The sequence below is a fragment of the Sphingomonas sp. 35-24ZXX genome, from assembly GCF_000786215.1.
In the GTDB taxonomy this organism is placed as follows: domain Bacteria; phylum Pseudomonadota; class Alphaproteobacteria; order Sphingomonadales; family Sphingomonadaceae; genus Blastomonas.
Genome location: NZ_JROG01000007.1, coordinates 284,137 through 299,792, shown reverse-complemented (window position 1 = coordinate 299,792; position 15,656 = coordinate 284,137). Strand labels below are relative to the sequence as shown.

Sequence of the window (15,656 nt, the reverse complement as noted above, 5' to 3'; positions counted from 1 at the left end):
CTCAGCCGGCTGCACGCAGCCGCTCCTCCTGGGTCTGGCCGACGGTGACGAGTTGCACGGTATCGAGGATCAGGGCGACGCTGCCGTCCCCCAGGATCGTCGCGCCGGCAAAGGCGGGGACATCGCGGTGCAGGGCCGACATGGCCTTGATCACCGTCTGGTGGCTGCCGATGATCTGATCGACGACCAGACCGACCCGCTCGCCGCCGGTGGCGATCACGACGATCTTCTGGTGCGGATCGGGGCGGGTGCCGGTCTCGAACATGTCGCGCATGCGGATGAACGGCACCAGCCGGTCGCGCAGGGTGACAAAGCTGCGACCGCGCGAGCGCAGGTCGTCTTCCAGGCTCAGCTCGATGCATTCCTCGACCGCACCCAGCGGAATGACATAACGGCCTTCACCGACCCGCACGAGCAGCCCATCGATAATGGCCAGCGTCAGCGGGATGCGCAGCGTCACCGTCGATCCTTCACCGGGCCGCGAGGTGATGTCGATGGTTCCGCGCAGACTCTCGATGGTGCGCTTGACCACGTCCATGCCGACGCCGCGGCCGGACAGGTTGGTAACCTGCGCTGCGGTCGAGAAGCCGGGCTGGAAGATCATCTGCAGCAGCTCGCTGTCGGTCAGCTGCTGCCCGGGTTCGATCAGCCCCTGGGCTTCGGCCTTGGCACGCACGCGATCGCGATCGATCCCGCGGCCATCGTCGCGGATCGTGATCAGCACCTCGCCGGCAGCCTGATGCGCCGACAGGGTGACCTGGCCGGCAGCGGGCTTGCCGCTGGCGATCCGGTCTTCGGTCGTCTCCAGCCCGTGGTCGCAGGCATTGCGGATCAGGTGCACCATCGGATCGGCGAGGCGCTCGATCACGGTCTTGTCGACCTCGGTGGTTTCGCCATGGGTGGAAAGCTCGATCGCCTTGCCGGTCTCGCGTGCGAGATCGTGCACCAGGCGGCGGAAACGGCCGAACAGGCTGGCGACCGGCACCATGCGCAGCACCATCATGGTATCGCGCAGCTCGCTGGCGAGGCGCTCGATATCTTCCGAAACCGATCGCAATGCCAGTTCGCCCACGGGCCCGCGCACGCCGCCATTGGCCAGCTGCGCGAGGCGGCTCTGCACGATGACAAGCTCGCCGACCCGGTCCATCAGCACATCGAGCCGCTCGGCGGGAACCCGGACGCTTTCGGCCGGCGTTCCGGTGGTGCGGCTGCGAGCGGCATCGGCAGGCGCGTTCGCACCGGCCTGTGGTGCCGACGGCTCGCTGGGTTCATCGACCGGCGCCGCGGCCACAAGCGCATGTTCTGCCACGACCTCGACCGGAGAGATCACCGGGCCATCCTCAGCATCGGCCAGCGGCGCGATGTCGAGCTCCATGTCGTCCATCACGAAGATGAAGACGTCCTCGATATCCTCGCGGGTGACATCGCCGCGCAGATCCACCTGCCAGCCAATATGGCACTGGCTGGCGTCAAGCTCTGCCAGGGACGGGATGCGGTCGGTGAGCGCGGTGACCTCGGCTTCGCCCAGACCGCGCATCTCGTCGAGCAGCGCCAGCGGGTTGGTGCCGTTGGTCATCGCATCGGGAGGAAGATAGAAGGTCACGCGCCAGCCCGATGCCTGGTCGGTGGCGGGCACGGCGGAGGCGTCCTCGTCGGCCGGCGGCAGCGCGGATGCGGGCTGGCTTTCATGGCCCAGTGCAGCATGCAGCCGCGCCAGAATCTCGTCGCCGGTGGCTGCCAGCCCGCTGCCGTCGCCATCGACCAGCGCCTGCATGTGGTCCATCGCCGACAAGATAACCGCTACCAGTTCCTGCGTTGCCGGCACCTGGCCCTTGCGCACGCGGTCGAAGGCGGTTTCGCAATGGTGCGTGAAGCTGGCCAGCGCATCGAAGCCGAACATCGCCCCCGATCCCTTGAGCGTGTGCAGGCCCCGAAAGACGGTATCGACCAGGTCGCGGCTGGTCAGATCGTGGGTGAGGTCGAGCAGCGCCTGTTCGATTCCTGCCAGCAGTTCGCCAGCTTCGACCCGAAAGGCGGCAATGGGGTCCTGGCCAGTCATCGGCTGAGCACCTTGGCGGCCACGCGCAGCAGCTGATCGGGGACGAACGGCTTGACCAGCCATCCCGTGGCGCCGGACTGGCGGGCGTCCTGCTTCATGCCCTCGTCGGACTCGGTGGTGAGGAAGATGATCGGCGTGCCCAGCTGGATCGGCAGCTTGCGGATTTCGCGGATCATCTCCAGCCCGTTCATCCGGGGCATGTTGAGATCGGCGATGATCATGTCGAACTTGGCGGCGCGGGCCTTTTCGAGCCCTTCGAGACCATCCTCGGCTTCAGTAACGGCATAGCCGGCACCGCTCAGCGCAATGCGGATGGCGATGCGCAAGCTGGATGAATCGTCAACGGTGAGGATCGAGGCAGTCACGGGAGAAGTCCTTCTTCAAGACAGGGCTCGTGAGCGCCTGCAAGGAGCGATGGCGAAAGCCCGGCACGGACGAGCACAGACGACAGATATTCATGGGAGGCGGGATGAAAGGTTGCGGGCTTGCCCGACGCCGAGGCGTAATTCACAGTCGCATAAGCAAGCTGCGCAAAACACAGGTCGGCATCGCAAAGTTCTGACATGTCAATGTTGACCGAACCATATTGATCCAGCCGCGCCACAATCTCATCGCGTAGAGTATTGCAATTTTGGATAGTGGCGCTGGAGCCAACTTTTAAGGTCGTGTCCATCCGTTTGGTCCCCCCTAGAACCTGTGACGATTTGACAACCAATTTCTCAATCAAAAGTTAAATTCGCGGTTCGGTTAATACGAATTGCGTCACTGACAGTGCAAATTGATTTGCATGCCAGCGGTGGGTGACGTTCGTATATTCAAAGATTGGAATATATCGCCTAAAAATCACGAGGTTGATCGATGTTTGCGGGAGCTGAGGCGAGGATGGCAGAGCGTTTCAATTCGATCATTACCGCAGCGGCAACCATTTTTATTAGACATCAGTTTGGAGATACTGGTGAATTCCGCGTTTGGGGATGTGGTAAACAACTTCGACTGGCCGCTGCGTGGTACGGAATGGCACTGATCCGACTCGCCTGGGGCCAAGTGCCTGTGTGGCTTGCCTGGGTCTCCTGCCGCCATGAGTGCGCTTGCTCCACCCGATGCCGCCGTCTATCTGCACGGCCATCCTATTTTCATGCGCCAGCTCCGGAGTTCCCCCGATGCGTTTACCCCTTTTGCTTGCTTCCACCATCTTGCTGATATCCACCCCGCTTCTGGCCGAAGAGGGCATGTGGCTGCCCGGGCAGACGCCCGCACTGGGCGAGAAGCTGAAGGAGGCCGGCCTGGAGCTGTCGCCTGCGGATCTGGGCAATCTCAACGCTGCGCCGCTTAATGCCATTGTTTCGCTGGGCGGCTGTTCGGCCTCGTTCGTCAGCCCCGAAGGGCTGGTAGCGACCAACCATCACTGCGTCTACGGATCGATCCAGTACAATTCCAAGCCCGGGCAGGACTATCTGACCGACGGCTTCCTCGCCAAGACCTATGGCGATGAACTGCAGGCCGCGCTCGGATCGCGCATCTTCGTGATCGAGGACCTGCGCGATGTCACGGCAGCGATGAACAAGGGCGTCACGTCCAAGCTCTCCGGGCTGGAGCGCTACAACCGGCTGGAAGCGAACCGCAAGGGCCTGATCGCTGCCTGCGAGAAGCAGGCCAACCGCCGCTGTGATGTGCGCCCCTATTTCGGCGGGCAGACCTATTTCCTGCAGCAGCAGCTGGAGATCAAGGATGTGCGGCTGGTCTATGCGCCTGCGGGCGGCATCGGCAATTTCGGCGGAGAGACCGACAACTGGCAGTGGCCGCGGCACACCGGCGATTTCGGCTTCTACCGCGCCTATGTTGCGCCCGATGGCGCGTCGGCGCCCTATTCCAAGGACAACGTGCCCTACAAGCCCAAGTCGTGGCTGAAGATTGCCGACAAGCCGCTGGCCGAGGGCGATTTCGTCATGGTCGCAGGCTTCCCCGGCGTCACCCAGCGCCACTGGACTGCGGCCGAGGTGCGGCACAATTTCGAGCAGGTCTATGCGATCGACCAGCAGCTGCGCGCGGATTATTCCGCCGCGATCGAAAAGGCGGTGAAGGGCAACAAGGACGCGGAGATCAAATACGCCTCGATCCTCAAGGGATCGGACAACTACAAGAAGAAGCTGCTGGGTGAGATCGCCGGCGCCGATGCCATTGATCTGCTGGGCCGCAAGGACAAGGCCGATGCCGACTTCCGCGCCTGGGTGGCGGCGGACGCGGCGCGCACCGCGCAATATGGCAAGGCCCTGGCCGATCTCGATGCCCTGGTCGCAGAATCGAACCAGGCGCGTGTCGACACTATGCGGCTGGGCACGGTCAACCGCGCGCAGCTGCTGACGGCGGCGCAGTTGCTCTATCGCTGGGCCAAGGAACGCGAGAAGCCCGACGCCCAGCGCGAGCCGGGCTTCCAGGATCGTGACCGCCTGGGCATCCGCGAGCGGCTGACCCAGATCGAGCGCCGCTTCGATGCCAGCGTCGACCGGGTGCTGTTCGAGCAGGCTCTGGGTGAATATGCCAAGGTCGCCGCCGACAAGCGCAACGCACCGCTCGAGGCCAAGATCGCTTCGATCGGCATGGACCGCATGTATGCCGATACGCAGCTGGGCGTCACCGCACAGCGTATCGGCTGGATGGACAAGCCGGCATCCGAGTTCGAGGCCTCGAGCGATCCGTTCATCCAGCTTGCCGTGGCCGCCTATCCCGGCGCCAAGGCCGACGAGGACAAGGCCAAGGAACGCGCCGGGCGCGTGCAGGCCGCGCGGTCGCAGGTGATGGCCGGCCAGCTTGCCTTCGCCAAGTCGCAGGGGCGCACGCTCTATCCCGATGCCAATGGTTCGCTGCGCTTCACCTATGGCAAGGTCACCGGCAAGCAGCGCGATGGCCTGATCTGGACGCCGTTCACCACCGCCGAAGGGCTTGTCGCCAAGCAGACCGGACGCGGCGAGTTCGATGCGCCCAAGGCCGCGATCGATACGCTCAAGGCGCGCGACTTCGGCACCTATGCCGATGCCAAGCTGGGCACGCTGCCGGTGAACTATCTGTCGACGGTGGATATCACCAACGGGAATTCGGGATCGGCGACGCTCAACGCGCGCGGCGAATTCGTCGGATTGGCGTTCGATGGCACGCTCGATGGCGTGGTGTCGGATTGGTCGTATGACGCCGCCATCAACCGCACCATCCATGTCGACAGCCGCTTCATGCTGTGGACGATGGACAAGGTCGATGGCGCGCAGCGCCTGCTGACCGAAATGGGCGTGGGCCAGTAATCGGCGGACCCGAGCGAGCTATTCTGTGCTGCCCTTGCGCATCCGGAATAGCTCGCGGTCATCGGGGCCGAAGCCGCGCCGCCAGATCACCCAGCCATAGACTCCCAGGATGGAAGGAATGCCGATGGCCAGCTCGACCCATTCGGGCAGCTTGGTAAAGCCATAGCCGACGACGCTCGCCGCTGCGGCTGCCCAGACCAGGGCCCAGCGCCAACCATTGACCGGCGCGCCCAGCAGCTTCGAGAGCAGCCGCGCCTTGACGATCGAGGCAAAGCCGAGCGCGAGTGCCAGCGCCAAGGCGACACTGGCGGCCTGGAACAGCGGCGGCAGGCCCATCGCCTGTGCCGTCAGGATCAGGGCAACGCTCAATCCGCCCTGCAGCGCCAGCATCGCCAGCGAGATCATCAGATTGCGGTGCCGCGCGATATAGACCAGCGCGGATTCGCTCACCGCTGCAGTTGCGGCCACGACCTCCGCTGCCAGCAGGAACGCCAGAGCGCCGGTGCCGCCGACGAAATTCGGCCCGACCAGCCCCATCACGCCTTCCCCCGGAATGCCCAGCGCCAGCGCGACGCCCATCTGCGCCGCGATGATCCAGAAGCCGACCTGGCTCACTTGCCGGGCGATCTCGGTCATCTTGCCGCTTTGCAGGTTGCGCGCGATCACCGGGCCCAGAATGGGGTCGAAGCTGGTCTTGAGCTTCTGCGGCAGGCTGGCGACCTGCTGGGCGATATAATAGATGCCGACCACCGCGGGCGACGCGAACAGGCCCAGCACCGCCAGATCGAGCCGGCGGCTGCCCCATTCGATGGCATCGGCCGCGGCCAGCGGGGCATTGCGCCGCGCCATGCGCAGCAGCTTGAGCGGGCGCGGGCGCCAGCCGGTGGGAACGCCGTAGTTGCGCATCATCGGCCAGATCGAGGCGATGAAGGCCGCCGCCATCGAGGCGATATAGGAGAGGATCAGTCCGTCGGTCGGGGTGAGATAGAAGAATATCCACGCGGTGATGCTGATCGTCCACGGTTCGATCACCGATCGTGCGCGCACCGTGGCGGCGATGTCGAAGCGATAGGCGAGCGCCGCGAGCGCGATATCCGATCCCGCGACCGCAAAGATCACCAGCGGCAGCAGCCGGTCGATGTCGCCCGCCTGGCTGTTGGGGAACATGATTTCGGGCAGCAGCATCAAGCCGGTTGCCGCGATGGCCGAGGCGATGAAGCTCACCAGCAGGCCATCGGCGACGACCTGGGCATGCGGGCGCGATGTGTGCGCCAGTTGCGCCGCCAGCCCGCGCTTCAGCCCTAGGGTTGCAATCTGGGCGGCAAATTCCACCACCAGCACGGCATAGGCAAAGCGGCCGAGGGCCTCTGCGCCATACAGCCGCCCGGCGATGAACAGGAACGGCAGCCGCGCTGCGAGCCGTAGCAGAAAGCCGAAGAAGTTGGTGCGGCCACCCTTGGCGAGTGCCTGGATGTCGCCGCCCGACGGAGCATCGGCGGTGGCGGAGCCATCGCCTTGCGCAGCGGTGCCGGACCCGGATGGGTCTTTGGGGGGCAATGGCTCCTGGCGCGGCGGCAATGATGTCAAAACGGTCTATCCAAGCCCAAATCCTGCTGCTCTAAAGCAGCTTTGGCACGCTTTGGCTAGGCAGCGTGTCCGGCAGGCGGGGCCAGCTGGCCGTGTCGCGCGACCGCGAAAAAATTTTCGAGCCTTGGCAACCCTTTGCTGCGCTGCCCGTAAAACCCCGCATGCATTGTGCATCAACAGGGTAGTGGAGCGAAATATGCGTAAACTGATTCTCACCAGCATCGCCAGCGTTGGCCTTATCAGCCTTGGCGCCTGCCAGAGCGAACAGGCCGACCAGGTCGAAGACCAGGCCGAAGCCGAAGCCGACGCGCTGGAAAACATGGCTGACGAAGCCCCCACCGAAGCGCAGGAAGACGCGCTCGACGCACAGGCTGACGCCGTGGAAGACGCCGGCGAAGAAAAGGCCAATGCGATGGACGACAATGGCGAAGTCGCTCCCAGCGAAGTTCCGGGTGCCACCCCGAACCAGTAAACCTTCCCCTTCGAAGGTAACAGGCGGCGGCGGATCGAAAGGTCCCGCCGCCGTTTTCGTGCGTCTGCAGGATAGCCGATGAAATAGCGCGAAATCGGATCAATCAAGCGCCTGCAGTTGGGCGGTGAGAGCTCCCGTCGATTGACTTGTTGGAAAATGTTGCTGATATGTTCTTGCCGTTTTTCCTGACAGGAGCGGCAAGATGCGGGATTCGGCGCATGAGCAACAAAGCGGTTTTGCAATCTGGTTGCGAACAGGGCGCTGGCCCGATCACGCTCCGGGCGCGGCGATCGAACGCAAGTTCAACCCCTGGCACGATCCGGACGACGGGCGCTTCACCTTTGCGGGCCAGGGGCGGCATTATGGGCAAGGGCGCGCTGGTTCTGCTGCTGCGGCGAAACCTCGCAAGCGCGGCAGGGTCGCCCCGGGCGGCGGATCGTTCGGCGGTGCTGGCGCTAGCGGGGCGTTCGGAAAGCCGGCGAGGGCCAAGCCAAAGCCGAGGCCAGCGCCAAAGACGCGCGAGCATCTGCCTGGCAGTTTTCCTTTCAAGCCGGCTCCGTGGCCGAGGCCGAGGCCTCCCGCAAGACCAGCGCCAGCGCGGCCAGTCAGAACGCCTCCGCTGCGACCCGTTGAGCGCAATGGATACACGTATCATCTGGATGAAAACGGCGATCCGCGCAAAGTTAACGTGCCCAAGCTGGCGAAGGCAGCGCAGACGCCGCGCTCAAGGTCGGCTCAGGCCAATGCGGGCAAACCCGATCGTCTTCCGACTGATGATGGGGGCCATTTCATTGCCCATCGGTTCAACGGTCCCAATGACGCCTTCAACCATTTTGCACAGGATAGATCCTCGAACAGAGGCCGATATCGCGTGGTCGAGCAGGAATGGGCGGACGCCCATAAGGTCGGCCAGGAAGTGTCCCTGAAAATGGAAATTGAATATCCCAAAGGGTCACGCCGCCCCGACTTCATAGAAATTTGGTACAATATAGGGGGAAAGGAAAAGCACGTCAAAATCGATAATCGTCCCGGCATGTCTCCACCAAAATCAAGAGGGAGTAGGAGGAAATGAAGGATTGGCAGATTGAGATGGCTGACATCATTCACGACGTCGCGTGCAACCTCTTGAGGAGGCATGGCGAAGATAATAGAGGAATTCTCGTTCTAGCTGATCTTTTTGGCGGGGTCGGTTATTCTGTCTACGTCGGAAGAAATCGATTTGTCGAATATATCTCTGTCGATAAGCAGGAAAACGTGAATGTAATGCTTTTGAACGATTTGAGGTTCGTGCCGCCGCCTGAAAAGGTGCCGCTAGGGATAGAAATTTTCATCAAGGATGGAGGGGCATCATCGAATATTGTTTATCCACAAGATGTGCCCGAAGATCAGCTGCCGTATGATGACCGAGAGTCCTTTGTCATTTCCTATTTCGGGGATTATCCAATCAAATATCCGCCGATGCCCAGCGACGCTGAAAACCTTCCGCGGTCCGGTTGGCGCACAAAAATGCGCTAAATGACAGCCAAGGCATTGCATACTGAACGATAGGCAGCGGCAATGTGGAATGTGAGCTCCAGGCGCTGGAAGGCCGATCTGCTCAGCGATCTTGCATCAACGCTGCGTGCGGAGACAAGTTTCAGTCCCCTGGGCACGCTGATGGTTGCCGCGGTGGAAAGCCGATACATCAGTATTGCGCGTTTCGTGGATCGGGGCAGCTATATCGCCTTTGGTCAGCCGGATTATGACAAGTATCGCGATACCCTGATCGAGCTCTGGGCAATGGAGCCCTTAGGTTGCCGGTGGGCCGAAATGCATTGTCTCATCCGGGGCAAGGAGGTGCGCGTCACCTATCTCTACCCCGAAGACATTGATGCCGACATTTCCGAGCTCGATCGCTGGCGCGACGCGGCGCAAGCGGTTATCGGCGCAAAGAGGATAGTCTACCCGCATGGTCGGGGCAGCTTCCAGGTCAGGTAATGCTTTCAGCAGACATCACCCGCTGTTCCTCAGTGCCGTGGCAATGGCGTTGATCGACAGCTGGATGCCCTCAGGGATCCGCTCGTCGGTCTCGCCTGCGCGGTGGCGCTTGATCAGTTCGATCTGCAGCAGGTTCAATGGCTCGATATAGGGCAGCCGCAGGCGGATCGAGGTGTCGAGCGCGGGATTGTCCGCCAGCAGCCGCGATTGGCCGGTGATGCTCAGCAAATTGTCGTGCGCCGCGTTCCAGCCTGATGTGATCTGGCCGAACACCATCTCGCGCAGGGCTTCGTCGGGCACCAGTCCGGCATAATGGCGCGCGATGCCCATGTCGGACTTGGCGAGCACCATCTCCATATTGCCGAGCAGCGCCTGGAAGAACGGCCAGCCCTGCGCCATGCTGGCAAGCAGCCCCTTGTCGGCAAAGCCGCCCAAAGCCTGGCCGACGCCGTACCATCCCGGCAGCATGATGCGCGCCTGCGCCCAGCTGAACACCCAGGGAATGGCGCGCAGATCCTCGATCCGCTGGCTCTTGGAGCGGCTGGCGGGGCGCGATCCGATCTTGAGGTCGGCGATCTCGCTGATCGGGGTGGCGGCGCGGAAGAACTGGTTGAAGCCCTCGGTGCCGTAGACCAGGTCGCGATATGCGCGGAAGGCATCGCGCGAGATCATGTCCATCGCCGCGGCAAAGCGCGCCTCGTCGCTTTCGCTCACCCCGTCATGGTCGAGCGTCGCAATCAGCGCGGCCGAGGTGATCGCCTCGAGGTTCAGCTCGGCGCTTTCCACCGTGCCGTATTTGGCGGCGATGACCTCGCCCTGTTCGGTGATGCGGATGCGGCCCTGCACCGTCCCCTTGGGCTGCGCACGGATCGCGGCAAAGCTCGATCCGCCGCCGCGTCCTACGGCGCCGCCGCGCCCGTGGAACAGCTGCATCGCGATGCCGGCGTCGGCAAACACCTTGGCCAGCGCGCGGCTGGCATGGTTTAGGCTCCAGGTGGAGGTGAGATAGCCGCCATCCTTGTTGCTGTCCGAATAGCCGACCATCACCTCCTGATAGCCGCGCGCCTTCACCAGGCCTGCGATTTCGGGCAGCGCAAAATAGGCGCGCATGATCTGCGGCGCGTTTTCGAGGTCGCCGATCGTCTCGAACAGCGGGACCGCCATGATCGCAGCCTGGGCCACCGCGCCGGGGGCCTCGCCCGGGCGGTACAGGCCCGCTTCCTTGAGCAGCAGATTGACCTCGAGCATGTCGGACACGCTCTCGGCCTTGCTGATGTTGTAGGCAGTGATCGATTGCGGGCCGTACATCGCGTGTGCGCGGGCAGCGGCCTCGATGATGGCGAGTTCCTTGGCGGTTTCCTCGCTGTAGTCGTGCCAGCGGTTGAGCAACAGACGGCCATGGCCGAGCTCGGCGCGCAGCAGCGCGATGCGCGCCGCCTCGTCGAGCGCGGCATAATCGGCGCACACGCCCGCGACCTTGAGCAGTTCACTCACCACGCGTTCGTGCACGTCGCTGTTCTGGCGCAGATCGAGCGTCGCCAGATGGTAGCCGAAGATCTCGACCGTGCGGATCAGCCGCCCGAGCGCGCCGCCGCTCGCCAGCATGCCCGCGCCGTCATGCGCCAGGCCATTGGCCAGCACGGCCAGGTCGTAGCGCAGTTCGCCGGGGCTGGCATAGGCCTCCCCCGCAAGCGCGGAGGGTCGCGGCGGCTGCTTGGAGGTGAGTGCGACATGCGTGGCGCACAGTCGCGCATAGATTCCGGCCAGCGCCCGCCGATAAGGCTCGTCGGCGCGGCTCGGCGCGTTGTCGCCGCTCTTTTCGGCCAGCGCGAGCACCTCTTGCGGGGTATCCGACAGGCCGGTGGCGATGGACAGATCCTGACCCAGGGCGTGCACGCCATCGAGATAATGCACCAGCGCGGTTTCCGCCTGCCGCCCCAGCGCATGGCGCAGCGCATCGGCAGTGACGAACGGGTTGCCATCGCGATCGCCGCCGATCCAGCTGCCCAGCCGCAGGAACGCCGGCGGGCGGTGGCCCAGCACGCGCTCCCAGCGGGCATAGAGCATCGGCAGCACCGGCAGGAACACGTCCTGCATATAGGCGCGCGCGTTCTCCACCTCGTCGGCGACGAACAGCCGCTCGCGGCGCAGCGGCCGCGTCTGCCACAGCAAGGCGATCTGGCGGTGCAGCGCCTCGTCGATCCGGTCGCCGCTGGGCGTTTCGGCAAGCCCGGCATCCTTCATCTTCAACAGATCGGCGACGCGGTTCTTGTGGTCGATCATCGACTTGCGCCGCACCTCTGTGGGGTGCGCGGTCAGCACGGGCACGATCAGGCTGTGATCGAGCAGATCGGTGATCGCCGAATCGCTGACGCCATGAGCACGCAGCCGCTCCACCGCCTCTGCCAGCGTCGCGCCGGACTCCTGCGCCACGCCCTGCCGGTCCTCGGCGAGGTTGGCGAGCATTGAAAACAGCATGAAACCGCGCACGAAGGCCAGCGTGTCGTCGAGGTTGAGCGAATCCAGCCCGGTATCGATGCCGTCGGCCCCGGCGACGCCGCGGTGCCGGTCGACGCTCGCCGAACGGATGTATTCGGTCTGACGGAACAGCTTCTCGCCGCCATAGGCGCGGATGACGTCGCCCAATATCCGGCCCAGATAGCGGATGTCGGGGTTCTGGCTGATAGGGGCGGGGGAAGCGGTGTCAAAGTCGGCCATGTGCCTATGCTGCGCTGCAAAAATCCTGAGGTCAAGGGTGTCCGTGGCGTCTATGCAATCGTTTGCAAAGGACGGATGGGAAAAAGTCTCGAATTTGTCACGGGTTCGTGACAGAGCGGCGGGGCTGTTGAAGGAGACCTCGAATGAACCGTCCGCTTGCCGCCTTGCTGTGCCTTTCCGCTCTCTGGGCAGCGCCGGTGATGGCCCAGCACAACGCCCCCAAGGAGGCCGCTCCCGACAAGGAGCGTGGCGAGCAGACGGCCGCCGATTACACCGCGCAGGGCCAGGCGCAGCTGCAGGCGCGGCTGGCGATGCAGGCGCGCACCGGCAAGGCGAAGAATCTCATCATCTTCATCGGCGACGGCATGGGCGTCAGCACGCTGACCGCGGGGCGCATCTGGCAGGGGCAGAAGGCCGGACGCGATGGGGAATCGAACGAGACCGCGATCGATGCGCTGCCCTTCTCGGCGCTGGTCAAGACGTACAGCCATGACTTTCAGGTCGCCGATTCCGCGGCCACCGCGACCGCCCTGGTCACCGGCACCAAGACCCGTTCGGGCATGCTCTCGGTCGCGCCCGCCGCGTTGCGCGGCAAGTGCGAGACCGCCGCAGGCAAGGACGTGCCGACCATCTTCGAACAGGCGGGCAGCGCGGGCAAGGCTCTGGGCCTCATTTCCACCGCACGGATCACGCACGCGACCCCGGCATCGGCTTATGCCCACAGCGTCGATCGCAACTGGGAAAGCAACAGCGAACTGCCCGAAGGCGTCAGTTGCCGCGATATCGCGCGCCAGCTGGTCGAATGGCCACAGGCGAGCCAGCTCAAGCTGGTGCTGGGCGGAGGGCGCACCGCGTTCACGCCCAAGGACCAGACCGATCCCGAATATGCTGACAAGAAGGGCAACCGCACCGACGGTCGCGACCTGATTGCCGAGTGGAAGAAGCGCCATCCCAAGGGCCAGTATATCTGGAACGCAGCGCAGTTCGGGGCGATCGATGCTGGCAGTGACGCTCCGGTGCTGGGCCTGTTCGAACCCAGCCACATGCAGTTCGAGGCCGATCGCGCAGGCGACAAGGCGGGCGAGCCTTCGCTGGCTGACATGACCGCGCTGGCGATCGACAAGCTGGCGAAGTCGGAACAGGGCTATGTGCTGATGGTCGAAGGTGGTCGCATCGACCATGCCCATCATGGCGGCAACGCGCACCGCGCGCTGGATGATACGGTTGCGTTCGACGCGGCGATCGCCAAGGCGCTTGAGAAGGTCAATCTTGACGAGACCCTGGTGCTGGTCACCGCCGATCACAGCCATGTCTTCACCATCGCAGGCTATCCGCCGCGCGGCACCTCGATCTTCGGCCTCGCCAGCGTGACCGAGGACGGCGAAGCGGTCAACGCCAAGGACGGCAAGCCCTACACGACTCTGGGCTATGCCAACGGTCCCGGCGCGAAGGTCAACGAGCCGCGCAACGATCCCTCGCAGGAAGACACCGAAGCGCTGAACTATCTGCAGCAGGCGACCGTTCCGACCTCAGGCGAAACGCATGGCGGCGAGGATGTGGTGCTGAAAGCAGCCGGCCCCCAGGCGCACCTGTTCCACGGCACGATCGAGCAGCACAGCATCTATCACATCGCAAAGCACATATTGGGGCTTTAATCGCATTCTCCCCTCCCGCCGCTAAAGCCCTCCCCCTCGATGGGGGAGGGTTGGGTGGGGGTGAGGGCTCCAGATTGCGTCGAGGGTGAGATACTGCGGAGTTGGCGCCTAGCAGAACCGTCACCCTCACCGCTGCGACTAAGGCAGCAAGCTGCCAAGTCTCGCTGCCTCTCCCATCAAGGGAGAGGCGAACCCGGACCATGTTTTCCCAAGGGAGGGGAGAGGGTCAGCGCCCGATCGGGTCCGCCACCGCGTCCGCCCGCGGCGCATAGCCCGGCGCGACGCGAGCCTTGCTCGCCTGCTCGAACGCGTAGCCCGCCTTGATCACATCATGATCCTGCCACTGGCCGCCGATGATCGACAGGCCGACCGGTAGCCCGGCGACATATCCCATCGGAACGGTGATGTGCGGATAGCCGGCGACGGCGGGCATCTGGCTTTGGCTCGGGCCGATGCTGTGATCGCCATTGACCAGATCGCTGACCCAGGCGGGTGCGTTGCTGGGGCCGACGAGGAAGCGGACATCGTGCGCCTTCAGCAGCTTGTCGATGCCTTCCGCTCCGGCGAGGCGCTTGGATTTGGCCAGCGCCTCCTTGTATTCGGGATCGTCCAGCCCCTTCTGGCTTTCGGCCAGGTCGAACAGTGACTGGTCGAACCAGGCGAGTTCGGTCGCGGCGTTTGCGGTGTTGAACGCGATCACGTCCTTGAGCGTGCGCGCCGTGACCTCGGGGGGCGTGGTCGCGAGATAGGCGTTGAGATCGGCCTTGAGCTCGACCATCAGCACCTTGAATTCGGCCTCGCCCAGCCCCTCCAGCCCGGTGCGGCTGTCCTTGATCTCGACCAGCACCGCGCCTGCGGCCTTGAGCTTTTCCAGCGCGGCGTCGAACGCGGCATGGACGCGGGCATTGCCACCCTTGCGGTCGGTGAGCACGCCGATGCGCACGCCCTTGAGATAATCGGGCGAGAGGCCTCCGGCATAATCGGTCTTGCGCGCGTCTGCCTCTGCGGTGGCAGGGTCGGCGGGATCGGTCCCGGCGAGCGCGGTCAGTACCAGCGCGGCATCGGTGACCGAGCGCGCCATCGGCCCGGCGGTATCCTGGCTGTGGCTGATCGGAATCACGTGGGTGCGCGAGACAAGGCCAAGCGTGGGCTTGAAGCCGACCAGTCCATTGATCGACGAGGGGCAGATGATCGAGCCATCGGTCTCGGTGCCGATGGTCGCTGCCGCCAGGCTCGCAGCAGCAGCAGCGCCGCTGCCCGAGGACGAACCGCAGGAATTGCGGTCGAGCGCGTACGGATTCTTCACCAGCCCGCCGACGCTCGACCAGCCGCTGACCGAATCGTTCGAGCGGATGTTGGCCCATTGCGACAGGTTGGTCTTGCCCAGGATGATCGCGCCCGCCGCGCGCAAACGCGCGACCAAGGGCGCATCGCGGTCGGTCACATTGGCGAGCAGGGCCGTCGATCCGGCGGTGGTGGGGATGGGGCCCTTCGCCTCGATATTGTCCTTGATCAGGATCGGGATGCCATGCAGCGGTCCGCGCAGCTTTCCGGCCTTGCGCTCTTCGTCGAGCTTGCGTGCTTCGCTCGGCGCATCGAACATGACGGCGATGACGCTGTTGAGCCCGACGCTGCGATCCTCGTCGATCCGGCCGATCCGGTCAATATAGGCCTGGACCAGCTGCTCGCTGGTGACCTTGCCCGAGTTCAGCATCGCGGCGAGTTCGGAAATCGATTTCTCCTCGACATCCACCATGACCTGCTCGGTCTGGGCGAATAGCGGAGCCGGGGCGGCAAGCGGGGTGAGGGCGGCGAGAGCCAGGGCAAGGGTGCGCATCCGGCCACGATAGCGCGCGCCGGTCGCCGGGCAAGATGGGGCGTGCGATTTTTGCGAT

Annotated in this window: 12 protein-coding genes; 6 read left to right on the top strand and 6 right to left on the bottom strand. The window is 64.2% G+C overall.

Annotated features, from left to right (window positions below; genetic code table 11):
• Position 1: 1 nt before the first annotated feature.
• From LI72_RS14480 to LI72_RS14470, 3 genes are read right to left on the bottom strand one after another with little or no spacing between them, the layout of a single operon-like run.
• Positions 2-2,059, bottom strand: a complete 2,058-nt coding sequence (locus LI72_RS14480; RefSeq protein ID WP_033926632.1) for a chemotaxis protein CheA — start codon at positions 2,057-2,059, stop codon at positions 2-4.
• Positions 2,056-2,424, bottom strand: coding sequence for a response regulator (locus LI72_RS14475; RefSeq protein ID WP_033926631.1), 369 nt, complete (start codon positions 2,422-2,424; stop codon positions 2,056-2,058). Before LI72_RS14475 ends, LI72_RS14480 begins: the two co-directional genes overlap by 4 nt.
• Positions 2,421-2,732 carry an STAS domain-containing protein gene (locus tag LI72_RS14470; RefSeq protein ID WP_156139625.1) on the bottom strand — a complete coding sequence of 104 codons (312 nt, stop codon included), beginning with the start codon at positions 2,730-2,732 and terminating at the stop codon, positions 2,421-2,423. Before LI72_RS14470 ends, LI72_RS14475 begins: the two co-directional genes overlap by 4 nt.
• Before the next feature lie 520 nt (positions 2,733-3,252).
• Here LI72_RS14470 and LI72_RS14465 point away from each other — a divergent pair.
• Positions 3,253-5,352: a S46 family peptidase gene (locus LI72_RS14465; RefSeq protein ID WP_231562485.1), complete on the top strand. Its 2,100-nt coding sequence runs from the start codon at positions 3,253-3,255 to the stop codon at positions 5,350-5,352.
• An 18-nt stretch (positions 5,353-5,370) separates the two neighbouring features.
• On the opposite strand, the gene LI72_RS14460 is transcribed toward LI72_RS14465, so the two are convergent.
• Complete coding sequence (locus LI72_RS14460; RefSeq protein WP_443018124.1) at positions 5,371-6,909, bottom strand: lipopolysaccharide biosynthesis protein; 1,539 nt, start codon at positions 6,907-6,909, stop codon at positions 5,371-5,373.
• Positions 6,910-7,135: 226 nt separating this feature from the next.
• Here LI72_RS14460 and LI72_RS14455 point away from each other — a divergent pair, with 226 nt between their 5' ends.
• From LI72_RS14455 to LI72_RS14445, 4 genes are all read left to right on the top strand, one after another.
• Positions 7,136-7,411, top strand: a complete 276-nt coding sequence (locus tag LI72_RS14455; RefSeq protein WP_033926627.1) for a hypothetical protein — start codon at positions 7,136-7,138, stop codon at positions 7,409-7,411.
• Positions 7,412-7,613: 202 nt separating this feature from the next.
• A complete protein-coding gene (locus LI72_RS20515; protein WP_081985028.1) occupies positions 7,614-8,483 on the top strand; it encodes a DNA/RNA non-specific endonuclease in 870 nt (289 codons plus the stop codon).
• Between the two features lie 17 nt (positions 8,484-8,500).
• Entirely contained in the window at positions 8,501-8,926 is a 426-nt protein-coding gene (locus LI72_RS14450) for a hypothetical protein (protein WP_156139624.1), read from the top strand.
• A gap of 51 nt (positions 8,927-8,977) precedes the next feature.
• A complete protein-coding gene (locus tag LI72_RS14445) occupies positions 8,978-9,388 on the top strand; it encodes a hypothetical protein (RefSeq protein ID WP_197051919.1) in 411 nt (136 codons plus the stop codon).
• 15 nt (positions 9,389-9,403) lie between these two features.
• Here the strand turns inward: LI72_RS14445 and ppc are convergent, their stop codons facing one another.
• Complete coding sequence (gene ppc / locus LI72_RS14440) at positions 9,404-12,106, bottom strand: phosphoenolpyruvate carboxylase (protein ID WP_033926624.1); 2,703 nt, start codon at positions 12,104-12,106, stop codon at positions 9,404-9,406.
• A gap of 143 nt (positions 12,107-12,249) precedes the next feature.
• Between ppc and LI72_RS14435 the strand changes: the two genes are divergently transcribed.
• Positions 12,250-13,761, top strand: a complete 1,512-nt coding sequence (locus tag LI72_RS14435; RefSeq protein WP_033926623.1) for an alkaline phosphatase — start codon at positions 12,250-12,252, stop codon at positions 13,759-13,761.
• 226 nt (positions 13,762-13,987) lie between these two features.
• On the opposite strand, the gene LI72_RS14430 is transcribed toward LI72_RS14435, so the two are convergent.
• A complete protein-coding gene (locus tag LI72_RS14430) occupies positions 13,988-15,598 on the bottom strand; it encodes an amidase (protein WP_033926622.1) in 1,611 nt (536 codons plus the stop codon).
• Positions 15,599-15,656: the final 58 nt, after the last annotated feature.

Excerpts from the sequence above, each read along its gene's own strand:
- LI72_RS14480 (WP_033926632.1), bottom strand. The coding sequence starts at position 2,059 with ATGACTGGCCAGGACCCCATTGCCGCCTTTCGGGTCGAAGCTGGCGAA.
- LI72_RS14470 (WP_156139625.1), bottom strand. The coding sequence starts at position 2,732 with ATGGACACGACCTTAAAAGTTGGCTCCAGCGCCACTATCCAAAATTGC.
- LI72_RS14455 (WP_033926627.1), top strand. The coding sequence starts at position 7,136 with ATGCGTAAACTGATTCTCACCAGCATCGCCAGCGTTGGCCTTATCAGC.
- LI72_RS20515 (WP_081985028.1), top strand. The coding sequence starts at position 7,614 with ATGCGGGATTCGGCGCATGAGCAACAAAGCGGTTTTGCAATCTGGTTG.
- LI72_RS14450 (WP_156139624.1), top strand. The coding sequence starts at position 8,501 with ATGGCTGACATCATTCACGACGTCGCGTGCAACCTCTTGAGGAGGCAT.
- ppc (WP_033926624.1), bottom strand. The coding sequence starts at position 12,106 with ATGGCCGACTTTGACACCGCTTCCCCCGCCCCTATCAGCCAGAACCCC.
- LI72_RS14435 (WP_033926623.1), top strand. The coding sequence starts at position 12,250 with ATGAACCGTCCGCTTGCCGCCTTGCTGTGCCTTTCCGCTCTCTGGGCA.
- LI72_RS14430 (WP_033926622.1), bottom strand. The coding sequence starts at position 15,598 with ATGCGCACCCTTGCCCTGGCTCTCGCCGCCCTCACCCCGCTTGCCGCC.